The sequence below is a fragment of the Aliiroseovarius marinus genome (assembly GCF_050881025.1).
Taxonomy (GTDB): Bacteria; Pseudomonadota; Alphaproteobacteria; order Rhodobacterales; family Rhodobacteraceae; genus Aliiroseovarius; species Aliiroseovarius marinus_A.
Genome location: NZ_JBNNXQ010000004.1, coordinates 112537 through 134912, shown reverse-complemented (window position 1 = coordinate 134912; position 22376 = coordinate 112537). Strand labels below are relative to the sequence as shown.

Annotated in this window: 20 protein-coding genes; 11 read left to right on the top strand and 9 right to left on the bottom strand. The window is 59.9% G+C overall.

Translation table 11 applies throughout. The features are described from left to right. Positions 1-3333: an efflux RND transporter permease subunit gene (locus ACRY08_RS13265; protein WP_432450433.1), complete on the top strand. Its 3333-nt coding sequence runs from the start codon at positions 1-3 to the stop codon at positions 3331-3333. Positions 3334-3486: 153 nt separating this feature from the next. Here the strand turns inward: ACRY08_RS13265 and ACRY08_RS13260 are convergent, their stop codons facing one another. Further along, positions 3487-4554 carry a hypothetical protein gene (locus ACRY08_RS13260; RefSeq protein WP_432450432.1) on the bottom strand — a complete coding sequence of 356 codons (1068 nt, stop codon included), beginning with the start codon at positions 4552-4554 and terminating at the stop codon, positions 3487-3489. Positions 4555-4580: 26 nt separating this feature from the next. Further along, complete coding sequence (gene greA / locus ACRY08_RS13255; protein ID WP_432450431.1) at positions 4581-5051, bottom strand: transcription elongation factor GreA; 471 nt, start codon at positions 5049-5051, stop codon at positions 4581-4583. Positions 5052-5177: 126 nt separating this feature from the next. Here greA and ACRY08_RS13250 point away from each other — a divergent pair, with 126 nt between their 5' ends. The 4 genes from ACRY08_RS13250 to ACRY08_RS13235 all read left to right on the top strand — a co-directional run bounded on the left by ACRY08_RS13250 (position 5178) and on the right by ACRY08_RS13235 (position 10538). Next, the gene (locus tag ACRY08_RS13250; RefSeq protein WP_432450430.1) at positions 5178-6152 is read left to right on the top strand and encodes a phosphatase PAP2 family protein; all 975 of its coding nucleotides are present in this window, start codon (positions 5178-5180) and stop codon (positions 6150-6152) included. Between the two features lie 61 nt (positions 6153-6213). After that, positions 6214-7866 (top strand): 4Fe-4S dicluster domain-containing protein, encoded by a 1653-nt coding sequence (locus ACRY08_RS13245; protein ID WP_432450429.1) that lies wholly within the window; start codon positions 6214-6216, stop codon positions 7864-7866. Between the two features lie 118 nt (positions 7867-7984). Then, complete coding sequence (locus ACRY08_RS13240) at positions 7985-9700, top strand: tetratricopeptide repeat protein (protein ID WP_432450428.1); 1716 nt, start codon at positions 7985-7987, stop codon at positions 9698-9700. A 7-nt stretch (positions 9701-9707) separates the two neighbouring features. Beyond that, a complete protein-coding gene (locus ACRY08_RS13235) occupies positions 9708-10538 on the top strand; it encodes a 4-(cytidine 5'-diphospho)-2-C-methyl-D-erythritol kinase (RefSeq protein ID WP_432450427.1) in 831 nt (276 codons plus the stop codon). A 173-nt stretch (positions 10539-10711) separates the two neighbouring features. Here ACRY08_RS13235 and ACRY08_RS13230 read toward each other — a convergent pair whose 3' ends face one another. Further along, the gene (locus ACRY08_RS13230) at positions 10712-11707 is read right to left on the bottom strand and encodes a polyprenyl synthetase family protein (RefSeq protein WP_432450426.1); all 996 of its coding nucleotides are present in this window, start codon (positions 11705-11707) and stop codon (positions 10712-10714) included. A gap of 70 nt (positions 11708-11777) precedes the next feature. Here ACRY08_RS13230 and ACRY08_RS13225 point away from each other — a divergent pair, with 70 nt between their 5' ends. The 3 genes from ACRY08_RS13225 (at position 11778) to ACRY08_RS13215 (ending at position 13069) form a co-directional block, all read left to right on the top strand. Continuing rightward, positions 11778-11993: a DUF2007 domain-containing protein gene (locus ACRY08_RS13225; RefSeq protein ID WP_432450425.1), complete on the top strand. Its 216-nt coding sequence runs from the start codon at positions 11778-11780 to the stop codon at positions 11991-11993. Positions 11994-11996: 3 nt separating this feature from the next. Next, positions 11997-12758, top strand: a complete 762-nt coding sequence (locus ACRY08_RS13220; RefSeq protein ID WP_432450424.1) for a tRNA1(Val) (adenine(37)-N6)-methyltransferase — start codon at positions 11997-11999, stop codon at positions 12756-12758. A 143-nt stretch (positions 12759-12901) separates the two neighbouring features. Next, positions 12902-13069, top strand: coding sequence for a YdcH family protein (locus ACRY08_RS13215; RefSeq protein WP_432450423.1), 168 nt, complete (start codon positions 12902-12904; stop codon positions 13067-13069). 22 nt (positions 13070-13091) lie between these two features. On the opposite strand, the gene yddG is transcribed toward ACRY08_RS13215, so the two are convergent. The 5 genes from yddG to ACRY08_RS13190 form a co-directional block, all read right to left on the bottom strand. Next, on the bottom strand, positions 13092-13967 hold the full coding sequence (yddG, locus tag ACRY08_RS13210; RefSeq protein ID WP_432450422.1) for an aromatic amino acid exporter YddG: 876 nt from the start codon (positions 13965-13967) through the stop codon (positions 13092-13094). Beyond that, positions 13964-14905 carry a transcriptional regulator GcvA gene (gene gcvA, locus ACRY08_RS13205; RefSeq protein WP_432450421.1) on the bottom strand — a complete coding sequence of 314 codons (942 nt, stop codon included), beginning with the start codon at positions 14903-14905 and terminating at the stop codon, positions 13964-13966. Before gcvA ends, yddG begins: the two co-directional genes overlap by 4 nt. Before the next feature lie 407 nt (positions 14906-15312). Then, entirely contained in the window at positions 15313-16035 is a 723-nt protein-coding gene (phbB, locus tag ACRY08_RS13200; protein ID WP_432450420.1) for an acetoacetyl-CoA reductase, read from the bottom strand. Positions 16036-16218: 183 nt separating this feature from the next. Further along, the gene (locus ACRY08_RS13195; protein WP_432450419.1) at positions 16219-17394 is read right to left on the bottom strand and encodes an acetyl-CoA C-acetyltransferase; all 1176 of its coding nucleotides are present in this window, start codon (positions 17392-17394) and stop codon (positions 16219-16221) included. Between the two features lie 191 nt (positions 17395-17585). Next, positions 17586-18389 (bottom strand): EAL domain-containing protein, encoded by an 804-nt coding sequence (locus ACRY08_RS13190; protein ID WP_432450418.1) that lies wholly within the window; start codon positions 18387-18389, stop codon positions 17586-17588. A gap of 175 nt (positions 18390-18564) precedes the next feature. Here ACRY08_RS13190 and ACRY08_RS13185 point away from each other — a divergent pair, with 175 nt between their 5' ends. After that, on the top strand, positions 18565-19149 hold the full coding sequence (locus ACRY08_RS13185) for a DNA-3-methyladenine glycosylase I (protein ID WP_432450417.1): 585 nt from the start codon (positions 18565-18567) through the stop codon (positions 19147-19149). On the opposite strand, the gene ACRY08_RS13180 is transcribed toward ACRY08_RS13185, so the two are convergent. After that, complete coding sequence (locus tag ACRY08_RS13180) at positions 19115-20308, bottom strand: lytic murein transglycosylase (RefSeq protein ID WP_432450416.1); 1194 nt, start codon at positions 20306-20308, stop codon at positions 19115-19117. The two genes, ACRY08_RS13185 and ACRY08_RS13180, sit on opposite strands and share 35 nt — an antisense overlap. Positions 20309-20496: 188 nt before the next feature. Here ACRY08_RS13180 and argH point away from each other — a divergent pair, with 188 nt between their 5' ends. Further along, positions 20497-21894: an argininosuccinate lyase gene (gene argH / locus ACRY08_RS13175; RefSeq protein WP_432450415.1), complete on the top strand. Its 1398-nt coding sequence runs from the start codon at positions 20497-20499 to the stop codon at positions 21892-21894. Positions 21895-22003: 109 nt separating this feature from the next. Beyond that, the gene (locus tag ACRY08_RS13170; protein WP_432450414.1) at positions 22004-22330 is read left to right on the top strand and encodes a DUF2834 domain-containing protein; all 327 of its coding nucleotides are present in this window, start codon (positions 22004-22006) and stop codon (positions 22328-22330) included. The last annotated feature ends 46 nt before the right edge of the window (positions 22331-22376 follow it).

Here is a 22376-nt window from a genome sequence, read left to right as displayed (position 1 = left end):
ATGCAACGCACCCCCGGCATCCTGTCCTATTTCACCCGCCACACCACCGTGGCCAACTTGCTGTTGGTGGTGCTGATCGCCCTGGGTGTTGCCACCTACCCACGCATGCGCGCGCAGTTCTTCCCGGATGTGGTAGTTGAAACCGTGACCGTGACCGCCAATTGGTCGGGTGCGGGCGCCGAGGATGTGGACGAAGCCATCGTACAGGTTCTGGAGCCTGCGCTGCTGGCGGTGGAAGGCGTCGAAGAGGTTTCCTCGCGCGCCTTTGAGGGCCGCGCTCGGATCACCATGGATTTCGAACCGGGCTGGGATGTGGCGCGCGCAGCCGATGACGTGCAAAGCGCGGTTGACGAGGTCGCAGACCTGCCCGAGGACGTGGACCCGCCCAGCGTGAAACGTGGCGCGTGGCGTGACAGCGTAACCGATCTGGTGATCACCGGCCCCGTGGGGGTCGATCAGCTGGCGCGCTTTGCCGACGAGCTGACTTTGCGGCTGTTTGAACGCGGCGTGACGCGCACCACGATCCGGGGGGTCGCCGCCCCGCGCACCGTGATCGAGGTGACCTCGCAATCGCTGATCCGCCATGACGTGACGATGGCCGCCATCGCGCGCGCCATCGCGGCCGAGGTAACCACAGCCCCTGCAGGCGACGTGGCCTCGGGTGCGGCGCGTGTGCGCACGGGCGTGGCCAAACGCTCGCGTGATCAGATCGAGGCCATCGTGCTGCGCCCCGGCGCAGATGGCGACGCGCTGACCGTGGGCGATGTGGCCCGCGTGATCGTCGAAGGCGTGGACCGCGACCGGTCATACTTCGTGGGCGAAAATCCGGCCATTGCGCTGAACGTATCGCGATCCGCGCAGGGCGACGCCATCGGCATTCAGGAAACGGTCGAAGAGGTGCGCGCAGAGGTGTTGCAAAACTTGCCCGATGGGGTCGAGATCAACCTGATGCGCACAAGATCAGAGCTGATTACAGCGCGCCTGAACATGCTGACGGAAAACGGGTTGGTGGGGCTTTTGCTGGTCACGATCCTGCTGTTTCTGTTCCTGAACGCCCGCACCGCTCTGTGGGTGGCCGCGGGCATTCCGGTTGCCATGACCACCGCGCTTTTCCTGATGTATATGTCCGGGCTGACCATCAACATGATCTCGCTTTTTGCCCTGATCATCACGCTGGGCATCGTGGTGGATGACGCCATCGTGGTGGGCGAACACGCCGATTTCCGCGCCCGCCGGCTGGGCGAAAGCCCCGTCGAGGCCGCTGAAAATGCCGCAAAACGCATGTTTGCCCCGGTCTTTTCCGCAACCCTGACCACGGTGATCGCCTTTTTCGGTCTTACGGCTATTGGCGGCCGGTTTGGCGACATGATCGCGGATATTCCCTTCACGGTGATCGTCGTGTTGATCGCCTCGCTGGTGGAATGCTTCCTGATCCTGCCCCATCACATGGCCCACGCCCTGACCCACACGGCGAAAGAACATTGGTATGACTGGCCGTCGCGGCAGGTGAACAAAGGCTTTCGGCGGGTGCGCGACCGGCTCTTTCGCCCGCTCATGTCCTGGGTGGTGACCGCCCGCTATCCGGTCATGGCGGCCGTGATCCTGATCCTGATCAGCCAGGCTGCAATCTTCATCCGCGGTGATCTGACCTTCCGCTTTTTCAACGGGCCGGAACGCTCGACCATCACCGGCAATTTCGCCATGGTCTCAGGGGCCACGCGCGACGACACTCTGGAGGTGATGCAGGCGATCCAGACCGCGACGGAAGAGGTCGCCGCCCGGTTCGAGGCAGAGCACGGCCGCAACCCCATCAAACAGGCGCTGGCCCAGATCGGCGGCAATTCCGGGCGCGGTCTGTCAGGCGTCGACGCCAAGGACACGGACCTGCTGGGCGCCATCGTGATCGAGCTGATTGACGCGGACCTGCGCAACTATTCGGTCTTTTCCTTCGTCTCGGCCCTGCAAGACGAGGTCGCCACCCTGCCGCTTTTGGAAACCCTGTCGTTCCGGGGCAATCGCTATGGGCCGGGCGGGGATGCGCTGGACGTGGACCTTTACGGCGCCTCATCCGACAGTCTGAAGGCCGCCGCCGAAACGTTGAAATCCCAGCTTGCGGCATTCCCCGAAGTGTCTGCACTGGAAGACAGTCTGGCCTATGACAAAGAAGAACTGGTGCTGGACCTGACCCCCCACGGGCAGGCGTTGGGCTTCACCATCGACGATTTGGGCGCGGTGCTGCGCAACCGGCTGAACGGGGTCGAAGCCGCCAGCTATCCGGTCGGCACCCGCTCGGCCGACATCCGGGTGGAGCTTCCGACAAACGAGCTGACCGCCGATTTTCTGGACCGCATGCAAGTGCGCAGTGCGAGCGGAGACTATATCAACCTCGCCGATCTTGTGTCGGTCGAACGGCGCATCGGTTTTGCCAGTGTCGAGCGGGTCAACGGCGTGCGCCTGATGACCGTGACGGGCGACATCGACGAAGGCAATCCGGCCCGCGCCGAGGAAATCCAGCTGGCGCTGGCGAATGACATCCTGCCCCGGCTGGCCGAGGATTTCGCCATCGACTATCAGCTCTCGGGTCTGGCCGAACAACAAGAAGAGTTCCTGTCAGATGCGCGCACCGGGCTGATCCTGGTGCTTTTGGGTATCTTCCTGACGCTCGCCTGGATCTTCTCCAGCTGGACGCGCCCGCTGGTGGTGATGGCGATTATCCCCTTTGGGCTGACCGGTGCCATTTTCGGCCATGTCAGCTGGGATGTGCCGCTGTCCATGTTCTCGGTCGTCGGGCTGATCGGGATGACCGGGATCATCATCAACGACTCGATCGTTCTGGTGACCACGATCGACGACTATGCACGTGACCGCGACATGCGAAGCGCGATCATCGACGGGGCGGCGGACCGCTTGCGCCCGGTAATGCTGACCACGATGACCACCGTTCTGGGACTGGCCCCGCTGCTCTATGAAGGCTCGCGTCAGGCCGAGTTTCTGAAACCCACCGTGATCACCCTGACCTATGGGCTGGGCTTTGGCATGATTCTGGTGCTTCTGGTCGTGCCCGCGCTTGTGGCGATGCAGGCAGATGTGGGGCGCATGGTGCAATCGCTGCGTCATTTACGGCGGGGTCGCGGACGGGCGGGCATGGCGCCTGCGCTCAGACTTGTGGGCGGGACAAGCCTGCTGGTGGCAGCAGGGTTTGCCCTGTCCGTCTCGCTGTGGGGGGCAAATGCTGGCGCGATGCTGCGGGCGGTGGGCATGGCCGGGGGTGTGACCCTTGGCGCTTATCTGCTGGCTCTGACCAACCAGAGACGAAAAAGCGCGCGGGGCTGAGGGCCGCGCGCGCTTTCTAGGCTGTGGTGTCAAAGCGTTTCGACTTATTGTTGAAGCACGACAATAAGTCGAAACGCGCGGGACCTATTGATGGTGTGGGCGTTTCGAAATCAAGTTGTGATCCAACTTAATCTCGAAACGCTTTAGCAGCCGTCAGTCGAAGGTGCCCGCCACACGCCCCAAAAGCATGAAGGCGCGCGCAGTGCGCGTGTCGGCCATGGCCGCAATATCCGCATCTGATGCGTTTTTCTCGAACTCGGCAAATGTCTGGTCAAAGCGGCGCAGAAAGTGATGCACCGCATCGCGAAAAATCGGGTCTTTCTTCATCCGGCCTGCAGACAAAGCCAGCGACGACCGATCGCGCACGCCGCCCAGAACAGCCACGCTGCGGCCGCGCTCTCCGGCGGCAAATTTGCGCCAAACCTCGGGACGTGCGCGATCCGGGCGCAGGTCATCCATGTAAATCCCGTCCTGCGACAACAGCGTCAGCACATCCTGTGAGGCTTGTACCAAACCGGCCACCTGACGGTCCTCGAGCGCGCGACGCAGCGCGCGAAACCCGTCGGCATCTTCGGCAGTTTCCGGAAAGTGCAACGCACGGATGAAGTCACCAATGGACAAGGGTTCGGCGATTTCCTCGGCACGGGTGCCCAGCGCAAGACTGGTCTGATCTGTTGCATCGGGCGTGTCATCCGATTTGGCCGACGCAAGGGCGGGCGCGGCAGGGGAACTGCCGGGCGCATCTGCCACCGGGGCACCGGGCCGGATCGAGGTAAACGTCGCAAGCGCCGTTTCGGTTTTGCGGCTGACCTGTGCGATCTCGTCCAGCTTTTGCTCGACTTTCGAGGCTTGCGACGTGCCGCCACCCAGCCCCTGTTGCTGTTGGATATAGGCGGTGCGCAACCCATCGACCGCCGCCTGCAAGCGCTGGCTTTCTTCGCGCATGATCCGGGCCGAGCGCATCGCCGCCACGGCCACCCAGATGATCGCCACGGGCATCACGATGGCCACGATGGTCATCACGAAGCGCAACGGGTCCGCACCTGCGCCGGCATCACCGGTCCCGAGGATCAGGAAAAACGCAAGACATCCTGCCAGCCAAAGCCCGGACAGGACCAGACCGATCACCTCGCCGCCGGACACCGGGGAAGAGGTCTTGGACAGCCCCGCCGCCGCGTCACGCGCATTGCCTGCGGGGTTCTTGTCTGTCGCAGCACCCATGCGCCCCCCACCCGTTTGCGTCATGGTCAGATCCAATCCACCTTCAGAATCTCATAGGCTTTTTCGCCACCGGGCGTGCGCACTTCGACGCTGTCGCCTTCTTCTTTGCCAATCAGTGCACGGGCAAGCGGTGACTTGATGTTCAGCTTGCCTGCCTCGATATCCGCCTCGGGTTCGCCAACAATCTGATAGGTCTTTTCTTCGTCCGTATCTTCGTCAACGATGGTCACCGTGGCTGAAAACTTGACCGCGCCAGACAGGTTCGCCGGGTCAATCACCTCGGCCAGCGACAGGATGCCCTCAAGCTCCTTGATGCGGCCCTCGATGAAGCCCTGTTTCTCGCGTGCCGAGTGATATTCCGCGTTTTCTTTCAGATCACCCAGCTCGCGCGCCGTGGCAATCGCCTCGATAATCGCGGGGCGTTCTACGGTCTTGAGCTGCTTCAACTCGTCATTCAGCGCGGTATGGCCCGCGCGGGTCAAAGGTATCTTGTCCATCTTTACGTTTCTGTCCTGCCTGTTCGGGATAACAAAAAAACTGACTTCTTCTATAGAGCGCCCAATGAGCGCGTGCTAGACCGGCCATGGGTCTTCTTGCGTCGTTAGAGGTCTTTTTTGCGCATATTGTTCATTTCCGTCGCCGCCTACGCAGCTTTCAGCATTTTAGTCATCTATCTGACGCGCGACAACCCAACCGCTGTGATCGGGCATGCAGCAGGGCTGATCCGGGACCTGGTGAAAGACACGGTCTGGATGCTTCTGCCCTATCTGTCCCTTGCCGTTTTGGTCATTGCCCTGAAACGTCAACGTGATTGGGCGATCAGGCTTGGTTGGGCCTTTGTTGCTTTGGCGCTGTGTTCGGTCTTTTCGCTGTGCTTTGTGATGGTGAAATCCAGCTTGCCGCATATCGTGCCCTTCTGGGCCGACCCGCTTTTGGCAGAGCTGGACCGCATCTTGCATTTCGGCACGGACCCGTGGGTGTTTGCCCATGCGATGCAGGGCATGATCCCCAACGCCTTTGTCTTCTATTTCTATCAATATATCTGGTTGCTGCCGGCGATCTTCCTGCCGGCCTTGCTGATACTATTTGACACGGACCAAAGCCGCATCAGGCGCTTTGTGATCTTGTGGTTATTTGCCGATATCGCGATCGGCAATCTGCTGGCGCTGGCCTTCATGTCAGGCGGTCCGATTTTCTATGGGCTGATCGAGGGCACAGACCGGTTTGCCCCGTTTATAAGCTCGGCCCGTGACATGGGCTTGATGGACGACTGGCTGGCGGAATTCGCGGGGCTTTTGTGGAGCAGCCATGCCCAAAACGCCCTGTTGCCCCCCGGAATATCAGCCTTTCCCTCTGTCCATCTTGCCATGGCCTGCCTGTTTGCCCTCTACGCATGGGAACGCGCGCCCCAAACCTGGCCGGTCGCGGGTCTCCTGCTGCTGATGTATCAGTTCTTCTCGGTCTATATTGGCTGGCACTATGCCATTGATGGCTATGTCTCGATCCTGTTGATGACAGGACTTTGGGCCATCTTGCGTCGATATAGCGCTAACCAAAGAAAATTGTCGGTTTCAGCCCCTTCAAACGTCGCGTCCTGATTGACCCGCCCGAACCAGCGGGCTAACGATCTTGCGAAACGGATCGACCGGGGAAAATATTATGAGCGACATCGAACGCGAAAGCATGGAATACGACGTGGTCATCGTGGGCGCAGGCCCCGCGGGCCTGTCGGCTGCCATTCGTCTGAAACAGCAAGATCCCGACCTGAACGTCGTGGTCTTGGAAAAAGGCTCGGAAGTGGGCGCGCATATTCTGTCTGGCGCTGTGCTGGACACCTGCGGGTTGGACAAGCTGATCCCTGACTGGAAAGACAAGGGCGCCCCGATCAAGACCGAGGTCAAGAAAGACAACTTCCTGGTGCTTGGACCGGCGGGTCACCTGCGCGTGCCGAACTGGCCGATGCCGCCTTTGATGAACAACCACGGCAACTACATCGTGTCGATGGCGAATGTCTGCCGCTGGATGGCCGAACAGGCCGAAGAGCTGGGCGTCGAGATATTCCCCGGCATGGCCTGTTCCGAGCTGGTCTATGGCGACAAGGGCGAAGTGAAGGGCGTTGTCGCTGGTGTCTTCGGTCTGGAAGAAGACGGCTCGATCGGTGAAAACACCGAACCGGGCATGGAGCTGCACGGCAAATATGTCTTCATCTCGGAAGGCGTGCGCGGGTCACTGGCGAAAGAGATCATCGCCGAATACGACCTGCAAGCAGGGCGCGACGTACAGAAGTTTGGCGTCGGCATGAAAGAGATTTGGGAAATTGACCCCGACAAGCACCGCGAAGGCACCGTGACCCACACGATGGGTTGGCCTTTGGGGTCGAATGCAGGCGGCGGATCCTTCATCTATCACCTCGAAAACAATCAGGTATATGTCGGCTTTGTGGTTCACCTGAACTATAAGAACCCGCATCTCTATCCCTACATGGAATTCCAGCGCTTCAAGCATCACCCCGAGATTGCGAAACTTCTGGAAGGCGGCAAACGCGTGGCCTACGGCGCGCGTGCGATCACCGAAGGCGGTTATCAGTCGATGCCGAAAGCCTCGTTCCCCGGCGGCGCCCTTCTGGGCTGCTCGGTCGGTCTGGTGAACGTGCCGCGCATCAAGGGCAACCACAACGCGATGCTGTCCGGCATTGCCGCCGCGGATGCCGCTGTGAAAGCCATCAAGGAAGGCCGTTCGGGCGACGAACTGCACGGCTATGAACAAGAGCTGCGCACCGGCGAGATCGCCAAGGACCTTAAGAAAGTGCGCAACGTGAAGCCACTCTGGTCGAAATTCGGCCTGACCGCATCCCTGATGCTGGGCGGATTGGACATGTGGGTGCAGACGCTGACCGGCTGGTCGCCCTTCGGCACCGTGAAACACGGCAAAACCGATGCAGAGGCCACCGGCAAAGCCGCAGATTACCCGGAAATCGACTACCCGAAACCCGATGGCAAGCTCAGCTTTGACCGGTTGACCAACGTGTCCTTCGCGGCCACGAACCACGAAGAAAGCCAGCCCTGCCACCTGAAGCTGGCCAATGCAGAGCTGCCGATCTCGGTCAACCTGCCCGAGTTCGCAGAACCTGCGCAGCGGTATTGCCCGGCTGGCGTCTACGAAGTGGTCGAAGAAGAGGGTAAAGACCCGCGTTTCGTCGTCAACTTCCAAAACTGCGTGCACTGCAAAACCTGCGACATCAAAGACCCGTCGCAGAACATCACATGGACCGTGCCGCAAGGTGGCGACGGGCCGAACTATCCGAACATGTAATTCGGACGAAAAACGCAATTGTGAGGGGTGGCCAAGTGCTGCCCCTCATTGTTTTCAGGCCACGGGGGGATTAGGTTTCAACCAAACGCCCTGATCACGGCCAAGGAAGCTCTCGCAAATGCCCAATCCCCTGTCGCCAAAACGACTTCTCCTTCCGCTGCTTCTGGCAAGCCAGATCGGAATTTCCCAACCGGGGCTGGCAGACAGCACCGCGGGCGCCTATCTGGCGGCACGCCATGCGGATATGTCGCGCAGCTTCCCCGAAGTGGTGGATTACGGCATCCGCACGCTGGCAGAAGAGCCTGAAAACATCGACATCCTGGAAGGGGTCGTCGTGGCCAAGATTGCACTGGGCCAGGTCGGGGAAAGCCTGCCCTTTGCCCGCCGCCTGTCCGCGCTGTCCGCAGACAACCAGATTGCCGGGCTGGTGATGCTGGGGGATGCCCTGGCCCGCGATGGTTGGGCCGAGGCGACAGCTTTGCTGGATGGCACAATCTCGATCGCGCCGATGGTGGACGAGATGATCCGCGCATGGGCCAGCATCGGTCAGGGGAAAATGTCCGATGCGCTGAAAATTTTCGATCAGCTGACGCAGGATGAAAACAGCAAAGGGTTTGCGCTTTATCAAAAGGCTCTGGCCTTGGCGCATGTGGGTGACTTCGAAAACGCCGCGCAGATTTTGGGCGGATCAGAAGGTGTCTTGCATCTGAACCGGGGCGGGCTGTTTTCGCGTGCCCAGATTCTGAGCCGGTTGGAGCGTCACGACGAAGCAACCGAGGTGATCACGGCGGCGCTGAATGGCATGTCGGACGCGGAAACCGATCAGTTGCTGGCGGATCTTGAGGCGGGGAAAGAGCTTGAGTTTACAGCCGTGCGCACGCCGCGCGACGGGGTGGCTGAACTGCTTTATGCGGTTGCCGAAAGTCTGGCGCCGGATGCGGATGCCACGGTTGTATTGCTTTACAACCGGATTGCCGAACACCTGAACCCGAACCATGAAGGCGCAATGCTGCTTTCGGCTCAACTGTTTGAAAAGATGGAGCATTACGACCTTGCCATCGACGCTTTTGGCCGGGTTCCGAAAAGCAGTTTCGCCTATCAGCACGCAGCACTTGGGCGCACGGATGTCTTGCGCCGGGCGGATCGTTTGGACGAGGCCACCGGCGAATTGCGCACCCTCGCAGACACCTATCCCGACACGCTGCGCTTTCGCGTGTCGCTTGGGGATACGCTGATGCAGCAAGACCGTTATGAAGAAGCACGTGGCGCCTATGACCAGGCTATCGGCCAGTTTCAGGCGGATTTGCCCGGCCAGTGGGCAACCTATTTCCAACGTGCGATTGCGGCCCACAAGCTTAATGATTGGCCCGCTGCCGAGGCGGATTTCCGCAAGTCTCTGACCCTGAGCCCGGACGAGCCCAACGTGTTGAACTATCTGGGGTATTCCTTGGTAGAGCGGCGCGAAAAGATGGACGAAGCCCTTGCCATGATCGAACGCGCCGTGGCGGCTCGCCCGAACTCCGGGTTCATTGTCGACAGCCTTGGCTGGGCGCTGTTTCGGCTTGGGAAATATGAAGAGGCCGTATCGCATCTGGAGCGGGCCGTGGAACTGATGCCGGTAGACCCAATCCTGAACGACCATCTTGGCGATTCCTACTGGGCCGTTGGTCGCGCGCGCGAGGCGGAATTTCAGTGGAGCCGCGCCCTGAGCTTCATCACCGATGACACGGACCTGACCGAAATGAACCCCGACCGCGTGCGCCGCAAGATCGAAGTTGGGCTTGATGTGGTGCTGGATGAAGAGGGCGCGGCCCCGCTTCATGGGGGTGAGTGATCGGCGCATGCAGATCTCGAAAGTCTTTGCGCCCGCCAAGGTGAACCTGACCCTTCATGTGACAGGGCAACGAGCCGATGGCTACCACCTGCTCGACAGTCTTGTGGTATTTGCCGATGTCGGGGACCGGATCACGGTGATGCCCGCTGAAACATCCTCGCTTGAGGTGATTGGACCACGTGCTGATGGTATCCCGTCAGATGGGTCAAATCTGGTGATGAAAGCGGCGGCGCTGTTTGATCAACCGGTGAAGATCATTCTGTCAAAACACCTGCCCGCCGCGGCAGGCATTGGCGGCGGCAGCTCAGACGCCGCGGCCACGGTGTTGGCCATGGCCGATCTTCTGGGCGATGCGCATCTGCCAGAAGGGGTGCATGATCTGGGTGCGGATGTGCGCGTTTGCCTGATGCGTCAAGCCGCAAGAATGCGCGGCATTGGCGAAGACGTGACCCCTTGGCCGGGCTTGCCAGAGCTTTATGCGGTGTTGGTCAATCCCGGCGTCGAAGTGCCCACACCTGCGGTTTTCGCGGCGCTGGAAACAAAGGCCAACCCGGCCATGCCCAAACGCATTCCCCAAGCCATGAAGCTGCCCGCATTCATCAAATGGATTGCCGCGCAACGCAATGACCTGGAGACCCCGGCCATTGCAGCAGCCCCGGTGATCGCAGAGGTGATTGCCGCGCTCGACAGCTTGCCCGGCGTGAGGTTTGCGCGCATGTCCGGATCGGGCGCGACATGTTTTGGTCTATGCGCCACGCAAGAAGACGCCAGTGTCAGCGCCGCGCGCCTTGCCGAAGCACACCCCGACTGGTGGGTGACGCCTGCGCGGCTAAGCTGAGGGTCCGTGGGTGAGTTGAGACGCGCCTTTGCCCGAGGCGCAGTCTGGGCAAACCCCGCATAAGTATCAGCGCAGAAAGGAGCAGCTCATGGCTGTGCCATGAGCCTTCAGAGGCGCTGCCTCTCTGCGCTACGCGCATTCACTCCGAGGTATTTTGGACAAGAAAATAGGGCTCAGTTGACCCGTGCGACGACGTAGTCCGCAATATCATGCAACATGTGACGGATCGGATGGTCCGGCAATTTCGTCAGCGCGGCCTTTGCTTTGTCGGCCCAGGCAATCGCCTCGGCGCGCGTGTCTTCCAGCGCACCGTGCTTCTTAAGAAGCATCAGGGCCTGTTCAAGGTCGCCGTCTTCCTGACGTCCCTTTTCAATGGTACGCACCCAAAACGCGCGTTCGTCGGCATCTGCCTTGGCCACGGCTTTGATCAGCGGCAGGGTCAGTTTGCGTTCACGGAAGTCATCGCCAATATTTTTGCCGGTGGCGTCGCTGCCCAGATAGTCAAGCAGGTCATCCACGATCTGGAATGAGATACCCAGCGCATCGCCATAGTCATAAAGCGCCTGCACCTGTTCAGGGGCAACATCCGCGATCACGCCCCCCACTTCGGTTGCCGCAGAGAACAGCGCCGCTGTTTTGCCGCGCACCACCTGACGGTAAATATCTTCTGTGGTCGACAGGTCCTGTGCGGCGGTCAGTTGCAGCACCTCGCCTTCGGCAATTGTGGCGGATGCATCTGACAAGATGCGCAACACGTCAAGCGATCCGGTTTCTGTCATCAGCTGAAACGAACGCGAAAAAAGGTAGTCGCCCACCAGAACGCTGGACTTGTTATCCCACAGCAGGTTTGCCGTGGGGCGGCCGCGTCGCTGGCCGCTTTCATCCACCACATCATCATGCAAAAGCGTGGCCGTGTGAATGAACTCGACCGTGGCCGCAAGATGGATGTGATAGGGGCCCTCATAGCCGCAAAGCCGTGCGGCCGCGAGCGTCAGCATCGGGCGCAAACGTTTGCCGCCTGCGTCCACCAGATGCGCGGTAACTTCGGGAATACGCGGGGCGTGTTTTGACGCCATGCGCTCGCGAATCAGCGTGTTTACCGCCTCCATTTCGGCGGCAAGATATTCCCCAAGTGCTTCATGCGGTTTATGTGCAGCTTCGATCAGCATTTCATCTTCTCGTCATTCCGACCGGTATCCGGCTCGACAATTGCAGGGGTCTGTTCTTAACTCTGAACGCATGAGAGAGCTTATCCGAACAACGGACCCGACCCTGATCCCATTCGTAACCGCCCTTCTTGCAGGCGAGGATATAGACTGCTTTGCGATGGACGTCCATATGAGCGCGCTGGAGGGGTCAATAGGAATTTTACCTCGTCGCCTTATGGTCCGCGACAAAGACCTGTTCCTGGCCCGCGCGATTCTGCGCGACAATGGTATCGATTTCGAGGAGTAAGACATGACCGCAGCTGAAACCGGATTGACCCGCGATGCCTTTCTGGGGGGGCGTTTGAGCCTGTCGCAGCCCACCGCCGGCTATCGTGCGGGGGTGGATCCGGTTTTTCTGGCCAGTTTCGTCAATGCGTCATCCGGCGATGCGGTGCTGGATCTGGGCTGCGGTGTTGGTGCGGCCTCGCTCTGCCTGGGTGCACGTATCCCGGGACTGCGACTTGTCGGCGTTGAACGGCAACGAAACTATGCCGAACTGGCCCGCAAGAATGCGTCAGACAACAACATTTCGCTGACGGTTCACGAAGGCGACATCGCTGAGCTGCCCCCGGCACTGCGCGAAGACAGCTTTGATCACGTGATCATGAACCCCCCGTATTTCAAACGTGACCGGGGCAGCGCCTCGCCTGACCGGCCACGTGAAACGGCACTGGGCGAGGACACACCGCTGGCGGTCTGGATAGATCAGGCGACGCGGCGGCTTACCCCCCGCGGATATCTGACCCTGATCCACGCGGCAGAACGACTGCCGGATGTTCTGGCGGCCATGGATGATCGGCTTGGGTCAGTTCTGGTCAAACCGCTTTGTCCACGCGCCGGACGCGCAGCGAAACTGGTACTGGTCCATGCGCGCAAGGGCGGACGCGGGGCGTTTCGCCTTGCCGCCCCGTTGGTGCTGCATATGGGGGACGCCCATGAAGCGGACAAAGAGCATTACACGCCAGAGGTCAGCGCCATTTTGCGTGACGGGCATGCATTGCCCCTGTGGTGACCGCGTGAGCGGCCACGGAGTCCCGGGTAAGGTCTGCGCAACCTTGACGGGCAAAAATCCGCAAAACCGTGCAACGTTTTCGTGACAAGCCCGGCAAAGTGTGCTGCACTTGTCTTGTTCAATCACATCACAGGAGGATCGCCATGAGCATGAGTTCGCATCTGGAAGAGCTGCGCAGGAAACACGAGTTGCTCTCGGACAAAGTTGAAGAAATCCAGCGTTCCCCCGGCAGCAGCGATTCAGAAATCTCTGAACTGAAGAAACAAAAGCTCAAGATCAAAGAAGAAATCGAACGCTTGGCCACGGTCTGAACGACCGCTTGAAAAGCGCGGGTCAGTCCGCTGCGGCTTGATCCGCGCTGGCCCGCGCCGCCAACAAGGCGCCGACGGTGATCAGCCCTCCGGCCAATAAAAGCGAGGGATGAGCCTCGGCCACCCCTGCAAGGATCAGCACAAAGGTCGACAGTAGCGGTGCGCCATAGCTCGCCACGCCCAATAGCTGAATGTCCCCGCGTTTTACCCCGATATCCCAGACATAAAACGCCAGCCCAACCGGGCCCAGCCCAAGTCCCAGAACCGACGCCCAGCCCAACGCGCCATGCGGCCATACGGTCTGTTCCCACACCAGATGTGCCGCCCCGGACAGCAGAGCCGTTGCCAGGCAAAACACCACGACAGAGGCCGTAGGCGTATTGCCCAGCCGCCGCGACAGAACGGAATACCCCGACCATGTCAGAGCGCAGAGGAATGCCAACGCGAAACCCGGAAGCGCTGCGCGTTCAAATCCCTGAGCACCGCCCAATACGATCAATGCCGCCCCGGCAAACGAAATCAATGCCCCGACAATATGCATCATCCGTAAGTGTTCCCCCGGCAATAGGCCCGAGAAGAGAACGATGAATAGCGGCCAGAGATAAGCAATCAGACCCGCCTCGGCGGCAGGGGCCATACGCAATGCTGAAAAATACAGTGCGTGATAGCCAAACAGGCCCAGCGTGCCAAAGGCATAGACGCGCCAACTGACACGGCGCAGAACGCCCAATCCTTCTGTCGCTCCGATCCAGATCACACCCAGAACGCCCCCGATCAGAAAACTCATGGCCGCGAGTTGAAAAGGGGGAACAGGTGCTGTGCCCACCGTGAACAACGCCAGAAGTGACCACAAAAGAACGGCGATGAACCCCGTTAGGGTGGCGGTTCTGCGGGTCATTTCAAATCTTCTACCGCAACAATGTTAAAGCGTTCGGACACATGCTTGGTTTTTGCAATCTCGGCAAGCACCCAATCGCGGAACGCCGCAATTGCCGGGCGCTTTTCCTGCCCCTGACGACACAGAAACCTGAACCGGGCACGGGTGGACAACGCCAACCCATAGGGGGCAACAAGCCGCCCTTCGGCCAGATACTTCACCACAAAGGCGCGACGGCCAAGCACAATGCCCACGCCTGCCATCGCCGCATCCAGCGCATGGTCGGGCTGTGAAAACACAGATGCGACCCGCGGTGCACCGTCGACCCCAGCTGCCCGCAACCACGCGGGCCAGTCACAGGGCGGGTTTAGAAAGTCGTCAGATGTGTTGTGGATCAACGGGGCCGACAGAAGGTCCTTAGGCTCCGGGTATTTTTCCGCCATTGCCGGCAACATCACGGGGGTCAGCCATTCCTGCTCCAGCGGCTGCGCATAAAGACCATCATCCGGCCCATAGCCAAAGCGGATGGCCACATCCACCTCATCCCGGTTCAGATCAACAAACCTCAAACCCGCAGCAAAACGCAGCTCGATCTGTGGATAGGCCTGCGCAAAGGCATAAAGCCGCGGGGCCAACCATTTCGACGTGAAGGCGGGCCCTGCCGTGACCGTCAGAACATTGGTTTCCAGACTTCTGCGCGCACTGCGCCAAGCGGCCGTAAGCGCTTCGAACCCTTCTGCCGCTCCGGGGGCCAGAAGACGCCCCGCCTCGGTCAGTTCGACAGCCCGGTTCAGACGGCGAAACAGCGGAGCACCAAAATGCTCTTCAAGGGATTTAATCTGAAACGACAGGGCAGCCGGGGTCACATTCAGTTCTGCCGCCGCTTGCTGAAAGGACATATGGCGCGCGGCGGCGTCAAAGGCACGCAAGGCGGTCAATGGGGGCAAGCGATCAGTCATTTCAGTTAAATATCACTAAACTGAAACACGCGAAAGTCTCGTTTGCCCAATAAATATCAGAGAGTGATACTGCAAACAGACAAACATGACTTAACAGGAACACACCATGCTTGAAACGGCGACAACAGACAGCGCGCTGCGCGAAGCCTACACAAAGGCCCACACTGCGCGCGCGCAGACGTTCCGGTCCGCAGGCCTTTGGATTGGAACGTTTCTCACATCCATGATGCCTGTGCTGAAACGCAAAGGGGCCAGCCAAAACGGCCAGCCCCTGAAATGTGATTGTCCTGCCTGACGCGTGAGTTTCCTTTTGTTGTTGGCGCACAACAAGAACCGGAAACACCCACAAGCCAGAGAACTGAGCTTACATCCCCGCATCATGCTTTTCAGCAGAATGCAAAAACGTTTTAGACGAAGAACTGAGCCCCGTTGGCCGAAATGGTCGACCCGTTGATGAAGCCCGCATCGTCAGATGCCAGGAAGGCCACGCAGCGTGCGATCTCTTCCGGTTCGCCCAGACGGCCTGCCGGGATACCTGCAACGATCGAATCGCGCACTTTTTCCGGGATCGCCATGACCATTTCTGTGGCGATATAGCCGGGGCAGATCGCGTTGGCGGTGATACCTGCACGCGCACCTTCCTGCGCCAGCGACTTCACGATGCCCAGATCACCGGCCTTGGTGGCAGCATAGTTCACCTGAGCGAACTGGCCTTTCTGGCCGTTGATCGAGCTGATCACGATGATGCGGCCAAACTTGCGTTCACGCATGCCGGGCCAGATCGGGTGCACGGTGTTGAACACGCCAGTCAGGTTGGTGTCGATCACCTCCTGCCACTGTTCAGGGGTCATCTTGTGGAAGGGGGCGTCGCGGGTGATGCCCGCGTTGGCAACGACAACGTCGACCGGGCCCAGATCCGCTTCGACCTGTGCGATGCCGGCTTTGCTTTCCTCATAGCTGCCAACATTCCACTTATAGGTCTTGATGCCGGTTTCGGCGGTGAAGGCGGCGGCTTTCTCTTCGTTGCCGGCATAGGTCGCGGCGACCTCGTAGCCTTCCGCTTTCAGCGCTTTTGAAATTGATGCGCCAATACCGCGCGAACCTCCGGTGACGAGTGCAACTCGGGCCATGTGTTTCCTCCACTTCGAATCTAGGTCTGAAACTCTGTTACATTTTCTGTTTAACCTGCGCAATATTATTGCGCAAACATTTTGCCGCAATGCAGAGTTTATTTCGCACCTGCGACAAAGGCGTGACGAAAATGCCAATAAAAAAGGCGCCCGAAGGCGCCTTTTTGTGAAGTTCTGTCGCGCTTACGGGCGTTCAAGGCACATGGCCACGCCCATGCCGCCGCCGATGCACAGGGTCGCCAGACCCTTCTTCGCTTCGCGGCGTTTCATTTCGAACAGAAGCGTGTTCAGGATACGGCAGCCCGAGGCGCCGATGGGGTGACCGATGGCAATAGCGCCGCCGTTCACGTTCACAACATCCGGGTTCCAGTCCATGTCCTTGTTCACGGCGCAAGCCTGCGCGGCGAAAGCTTCGTTGGCCTCCACAAGGTCAAGGTCCTGTGCTTTCCAGCCCGCCTTGTCCAACGCCTTGCCCGATGCGTGGATCGGGCCAACGCCCATGATCGACGGGTCCAGACCAGCGGTGGCATAGGAGGCAATGCGCGCCAGCGGTTCCAACCCGCGCTTCTCGGCCTCGTCTGCCGACATCAACAACACAGCGGCCGCGCCGTCATTGATGCCCGAAGCGTTGGCCGCGGTCACCGAGCCGTCCTTGGTGAAGGCCGGGCGCAGCTTTTGCATGGCTTCCATGGTTGCGCCGTGGCGGATGTATTCGTCGCTGTCCACCACGATGTCGCCCTTGCGGGTCTTGACCGTGAAGGGCACGATTTCATCGGCAAATTTGCCGGCTTTCTGCGCGGCTTCGGCCTTATTTTGCGAGGCGACGGCGAATTCGTCCTGCATCTCTCGGGTGATGCCCCACTGGTCGGCCACGTTTTCGGCGGTCTGGCCCATGTGGTAGCCGTTGAACGCATCCCACAGACCATCGCGGATCATGCAATCGATGAATTTCATGTCGCCCATTTTGTGACCCGCACGCAAATGCGCAACATGAGGGCTGAGGGTCATGTTCTCTTGCCCACCGGCAGCCACGATCGCGGCGTCGCCAAGCTGAACATGCTGCGCGCCAAGCGCAACGGTGCGCAGGCCCGAGCCGCAAACCTGGTTGATGCCCCAAGCCGATGCCTCTTTCGCGTAGCCTGCATTGATATGAGCCTGACGGGCCGGGTTTTGCCCCTGCCCGGCTTGCAGCACCTGACCCAGAATGGTCTCGCTGACCTCGGACGGGTCAATCCCGGCGCGGGCAACGATCTCAGCCAGAACGGCAGCGCCCAGATCATGGGCAGGCGTGTTCGCGAATGATCCCGAAAAACTGCCCACGGCGGTACGCGCGGCCGATACGATTACGACATTGGTCATAGTGCTTCCTTTTCCTCCAACTGGTGAGCTTGCACGGCGCGCCGTTCAGAAATGTCTAAAACGGCGCCATAAGCGCAAGTTCATTGCTGGGCACATCCTGTGCTGCGATGCAGAGAAAATCAAGTCGCGCGATGGCATATATGCGGACAAGCCGCATATGCCCCCCTGATTGCGAGACAAATATGGAAAGGTCAGGCCACGTCTTGCCAATAGGGTGTCAGGGTCGGAACGCCGAAATAATACCCTTGCATGCAATCGACCCCAAGCGCGGTAAGATAGGCCGCGTCCTCATAGGTTTCGACGCTTTCCGCAACCGTAAACATATCGAAATGCCGTGCCACGGAAATCATGGCCGCCGTCAGGATCTGATTGTCGGGATTGTCGTGAATTCCAGTGATAAACTCCCCATCGATTTTCATGATATCGAAGTAGAAGTCCTTGAGATATCGGAAAGAAGTATACCCCGCCCCGAAATCATCCAACGCAAAGCTGATACCCTTGCGCTGCAGGTCAGACATGAAAACCTGAACCAGATCCGGCATGGTGATTGCCGTGCGTTCGGTAATCTCCAGGATCAGCCGCTCACCTAGATGGGGGTCATCTTCCAAACCCCGATCCAACACGGTTTTCCAACCGGGATAGCCAATGGATCGGGCGGACATATTGATCGATAGCCGCAAGCCCGGTTCCTGACGCAAGGCCTCCAACCCCTTTTCAAGCGCCAGCGCATCAAGCATCCGCCCCAGTTCTTTATCCTCAACGGAATCGATGAAGTCTTTTGCGGGAATCACCCGGCCAGTTGGATCAAGGACCCGCAACAGCCCTTCGTAGAAGGCCATTTTTTCAGGATCTGCCGTCTGAACAACCGGCTGATAGGCCAGCTTGACCCGTTTTCGGTCCAGCGCTTCACGCACAAGGTCCAATGCCTGCCGATCCCGCATCGAGATGGCTTCGGCCAGAGGGCTGCTTGTTGGCGTGTCTGCTTGATGAACCATAGTCGCGTCACTTCACTTGTTGCGAGACCCCGATTTGCGCGGAGTTTCCTGTCCCAGTTGCAAGCAGTTTTGGCAGGATTATGCTAACGGTGCGTAAAATCGACAGTTCGGTTAAAATTGTATCGACCCGCGGATTTTTCGACGCAGAAACCTATACGAACGGACAGGAATAAAAATGGACCGCTGCCCTTGGTGCTCGGATGATCCGATTTATCAATCATATCATGACCTTGAATGGGGAGTGCCGGAATGGGACGGGCGCGCACTTTGGGAAAAGCTGATCCTTGATGGGTTTCAGGCCGGTCTGAGCTGGATCACGATCCTTAAAAAGCGAGACAACTTTCGCGCCGCATTCGACGGTTTTGACCCCGCCAACATCGCGGGTTGGGGCGAGGACCACGTGCATCGGCTTTTGCAGGACAAAGGCATCATTCGGCACCGCGGAAAAATCGAAGCCACCATTACCAACGCTCAGGCTTATCTGGATTTAGGCGGCGCAGATGCATTTCGGGATATGATGTGGGGATATGTCGGCGGGGTGCCGCTTGTTGGCGGCTACGACCATCAGGCCGACGTGCCCACATCTTCGCCCCTATCGACCCAGATATCGAAGGACCTGAAGAAGGCAGGCTTCAAGTTCTGCGGGCCAACAATTGTCTACGCCTGGATGGAGGCCTGTGGGCTTTTCAACAACCACCTGACATCGTGCCACCGCTATGCGGCCTTTACGATCGCAGCCGCGCCAGAAGATCAGCACTAGGCACACCCGTCACCCGCAGCCCGCGCGCCTGTTCATAGGCCCGGATCGCAGCACGCCCCTTTTCACCGATCACGCCATCGGGGCGCCCGGCTTTGAACCCAAGGGCATTCAGCCGTTTTTGCAGCTCTTGCCGGTCACCCCGGCTCATCCCCCATGGGCGTTTGGGATAGCCCGACACGATCGGCCCGCGCCCGGCCAGACGGTCGGAAAGATGGCCAACCCCGATCACATAGCTGTCTGCATAGTTGTAGGTTTTCAGCACGTGGAAGTTCTGAAATATCATGAACACAGGACCGTCCGGTCCCGCCGGCAGGATCAACGCGCCCTGCGCATTGCCCTTCAGCGCCCGCCCCTGCGTATCTGTGACGCCGATTTTGGCCCAGTCCCGCAAGCGGCGCGGGAAAACGCGGCCCGTGACGGCCAGATCAAACCCTTTCGGCAATCGCACCTCCACGGCCCAAGGCTGCCCTTTCTTCCAGCCTTTCGCACTGAGGTAAGCGGCCGTCGACGCCAGCGCATCCGTCGGGTCATCCGACCAGATATCACGCCGCCCATCGCGGTTGAAATCCACCGCATGGGTCAAAAAAGAGCTGGGCATAAACTGCGTGTGCCCCATGGCCCCGGCATAAGACCCCCGCATACGGGTCGCAGACACATCGCCCGCCGACAGGATCTTCAAAGCAGCCAGAAGCTCGGCTTCAAAAAGGTCGCGACGCCGACCCTCGTAAGCAAGGGTGGCCAGCGTGGACAAAACGGGGGTCGACCCGCGCACCGCACCAAAGCTGCTTTCCATACCCCAGATCGCCACAACCACCTCTTTGGGCACGCCATATTTGCGCTCGATCTTTTTGAGCAGGGTCGGATAGCGCGACAAGGCGCGCTGGCCACCTTTGATTCGCTGGGGCGACGCCGCCGACTGGATATAGTCACGCAGGCTGCGCGTTGTTTCCGCAGGCTTTGCATCTGACTTGACGACGGATGGCAGAAACTCTGCCTGTCCAAGCGCCTTCACCGCCTGTGTTGAAAGCCCTGCGGCACGGGCACGCGCGGCAAACTGATCACGCCATGCAGCAAATCCGGCATTGGCCAGCAAGGGGGCTGGAAGGGCTGCGCTAAGGGCAAGCCCGGCGACAACCGCCCGTCGTTTCATCACATGCATCGCGCATCCCCCTCGTTACTGACAGGGTGATCTTAGAAGGTCCGGGGCCACTCTCAAACCCAAACACATTCCATAGGCGGGACCATGCCGCGCGCCGCTGTCCACCTGCCAACGCAGAACAATTGCACCTGCACGCAACCCCGCGTATAGCAAACCTGTGAAAAGACAGATGTTCTGAAAGGCCGATCATGAGCGACGACAAGAAATCCGCGAATGAAATGTGGGGGGGCCGCTTTTCGGCTGGACCCGACGCGATCATGGAGGCGATCAACGCCTCGATCGGCTATGACCAGCGCATGGCCAAACAGGACATCGAAGGCTCGCGCGCGCACGCCGCAATGCTGGCCGCGACAGGCGTGATCACCGAGGATGACGCCAAGGTCATCCGCGAAGGCCTGTTGACCGTGCTGGCCGAGATCGAGGGCGGTTCCTTCGCCTTCTCGACCGCGCTGGAAGACATCCACATGAATGTCGAGGCCCGCCTGAAAGAGATCATCGGCGAACCGGCTGGCCGTCTTCACACGGGCCGGTCGCGCAACGATCAGGTTGCCACGGACTTCCGCCTTTGGGTGCGGGATCAGATGGACGCCGCCATCGACGGGCTGGATGCCCTGATCCGCGCACTTCTGGGCCAAGCCGAGGCCGGTGCCGATTGGGTCATGCCCGGCTTCACTCACCTGCAAACCGCACAGCCAGTCACATGGGGCCACCACATGATGGCCTATGTCGAGATGTTTGGCCGTGACATGTCGCGCTTCCGTGACGCACGCACGCGGATGAACGAAAGCCCACTGGGCGCGGCTGCGCTGGCAGGCACATCTTTTCCGATTGACCGCCATATGACCGCCGAGGCGCTTGGCTTTGACCGCCCGGCGGCGAACTCGCTGGACGCCGTGGCGGATCGCGACTTCGCGCTGGAGTTCCTGTCCTCGGCCACCATCTGCGCCATGCATCTCAGCCGCTTTGCCGAAGAGCTGGTGATCTGGTCATCGGCCCAGTTCCGCTTTGTGCGCATGTCCGACAAATGGTCGACCGGCTCGTCCATTATGCCACAAAAACGCAACCCGGATGCGGCGGAGCTGATCCGTGCAAAAATCGGCCGGATCATGGGGGCCAATATCGGGCTCATGACCGTGATGAAGGGTCTGCCGCTGACCTATTCCAAGGACATGCAGGAAGACAAAGAGCAGGTCTTCGACGCCGCCGACACCCTGATGCTGGCTTTGGCCGCGATGACGGGTATGGTGTCTGACATGACCGCAAATACCGATAGCCTTGAAGCGGCGGCATCGTCGGGCTTCTCGACCGCAACGGACCTTGCCGACTGGTGCGTGCGCGCGCTGAACATGCCGTTCCGCGACGCCCACCACGTGACCGGATCGCTTGTGGCCATGGCCGAGGCGCGCGGCTGTGACCTGCCGGACCTGAGCCTTGAAGACATGCAGTCGGTGAATGCCGATATCACCAACGACGTGTTTGGCGTCCTGGGTGTGCACAATTCGGTCGCCTCGCGCACCTCTTATGGCGGCACCGCGCCCAGCGAAGTGCGCAAGCAGATCGCGCGCTGGAAAGAGAAACTGTCATGATCCGCGCGGCGCTGGTCATCGCCATTCTGGGACTGGCCGCCTGTGGCGCGGATGGCGAACCCATCCGCCCGGGCAGCGCCGAAGACACGGCCCAACAACAGGCGCGCGGATGACCGCCCGCATCTCTCCCTTGCGCAAGCTTTACCTTGCGCTTGCTGTGATCGGCGCCATCGCGCCCTATGCCTATTTCATCGCGTTCTTTCGCGAAAACGGGCTGGATCTGAACGCGCTCTTCACCGCATGGGGGGCCAATCTGGCCACCAAGGGGCTGGGCATGGACCTTGTGTTTTCGGCCATCGCCCTGACCGTTTGGATCGTGGCCGAAACCACAGTGCGCCGCAACTGGTCAGCACTTTGGGCGATCCCGGCGACCTTTCTGATCGGGGTCAGCTGTGGTCTGCCGCTTTACCTTTTCCTGCGCACACGACCCGTCTAGGCAATTGCCAGCGCGGCCCGCTTCCTTTAGGGCATCGAATAAGCGC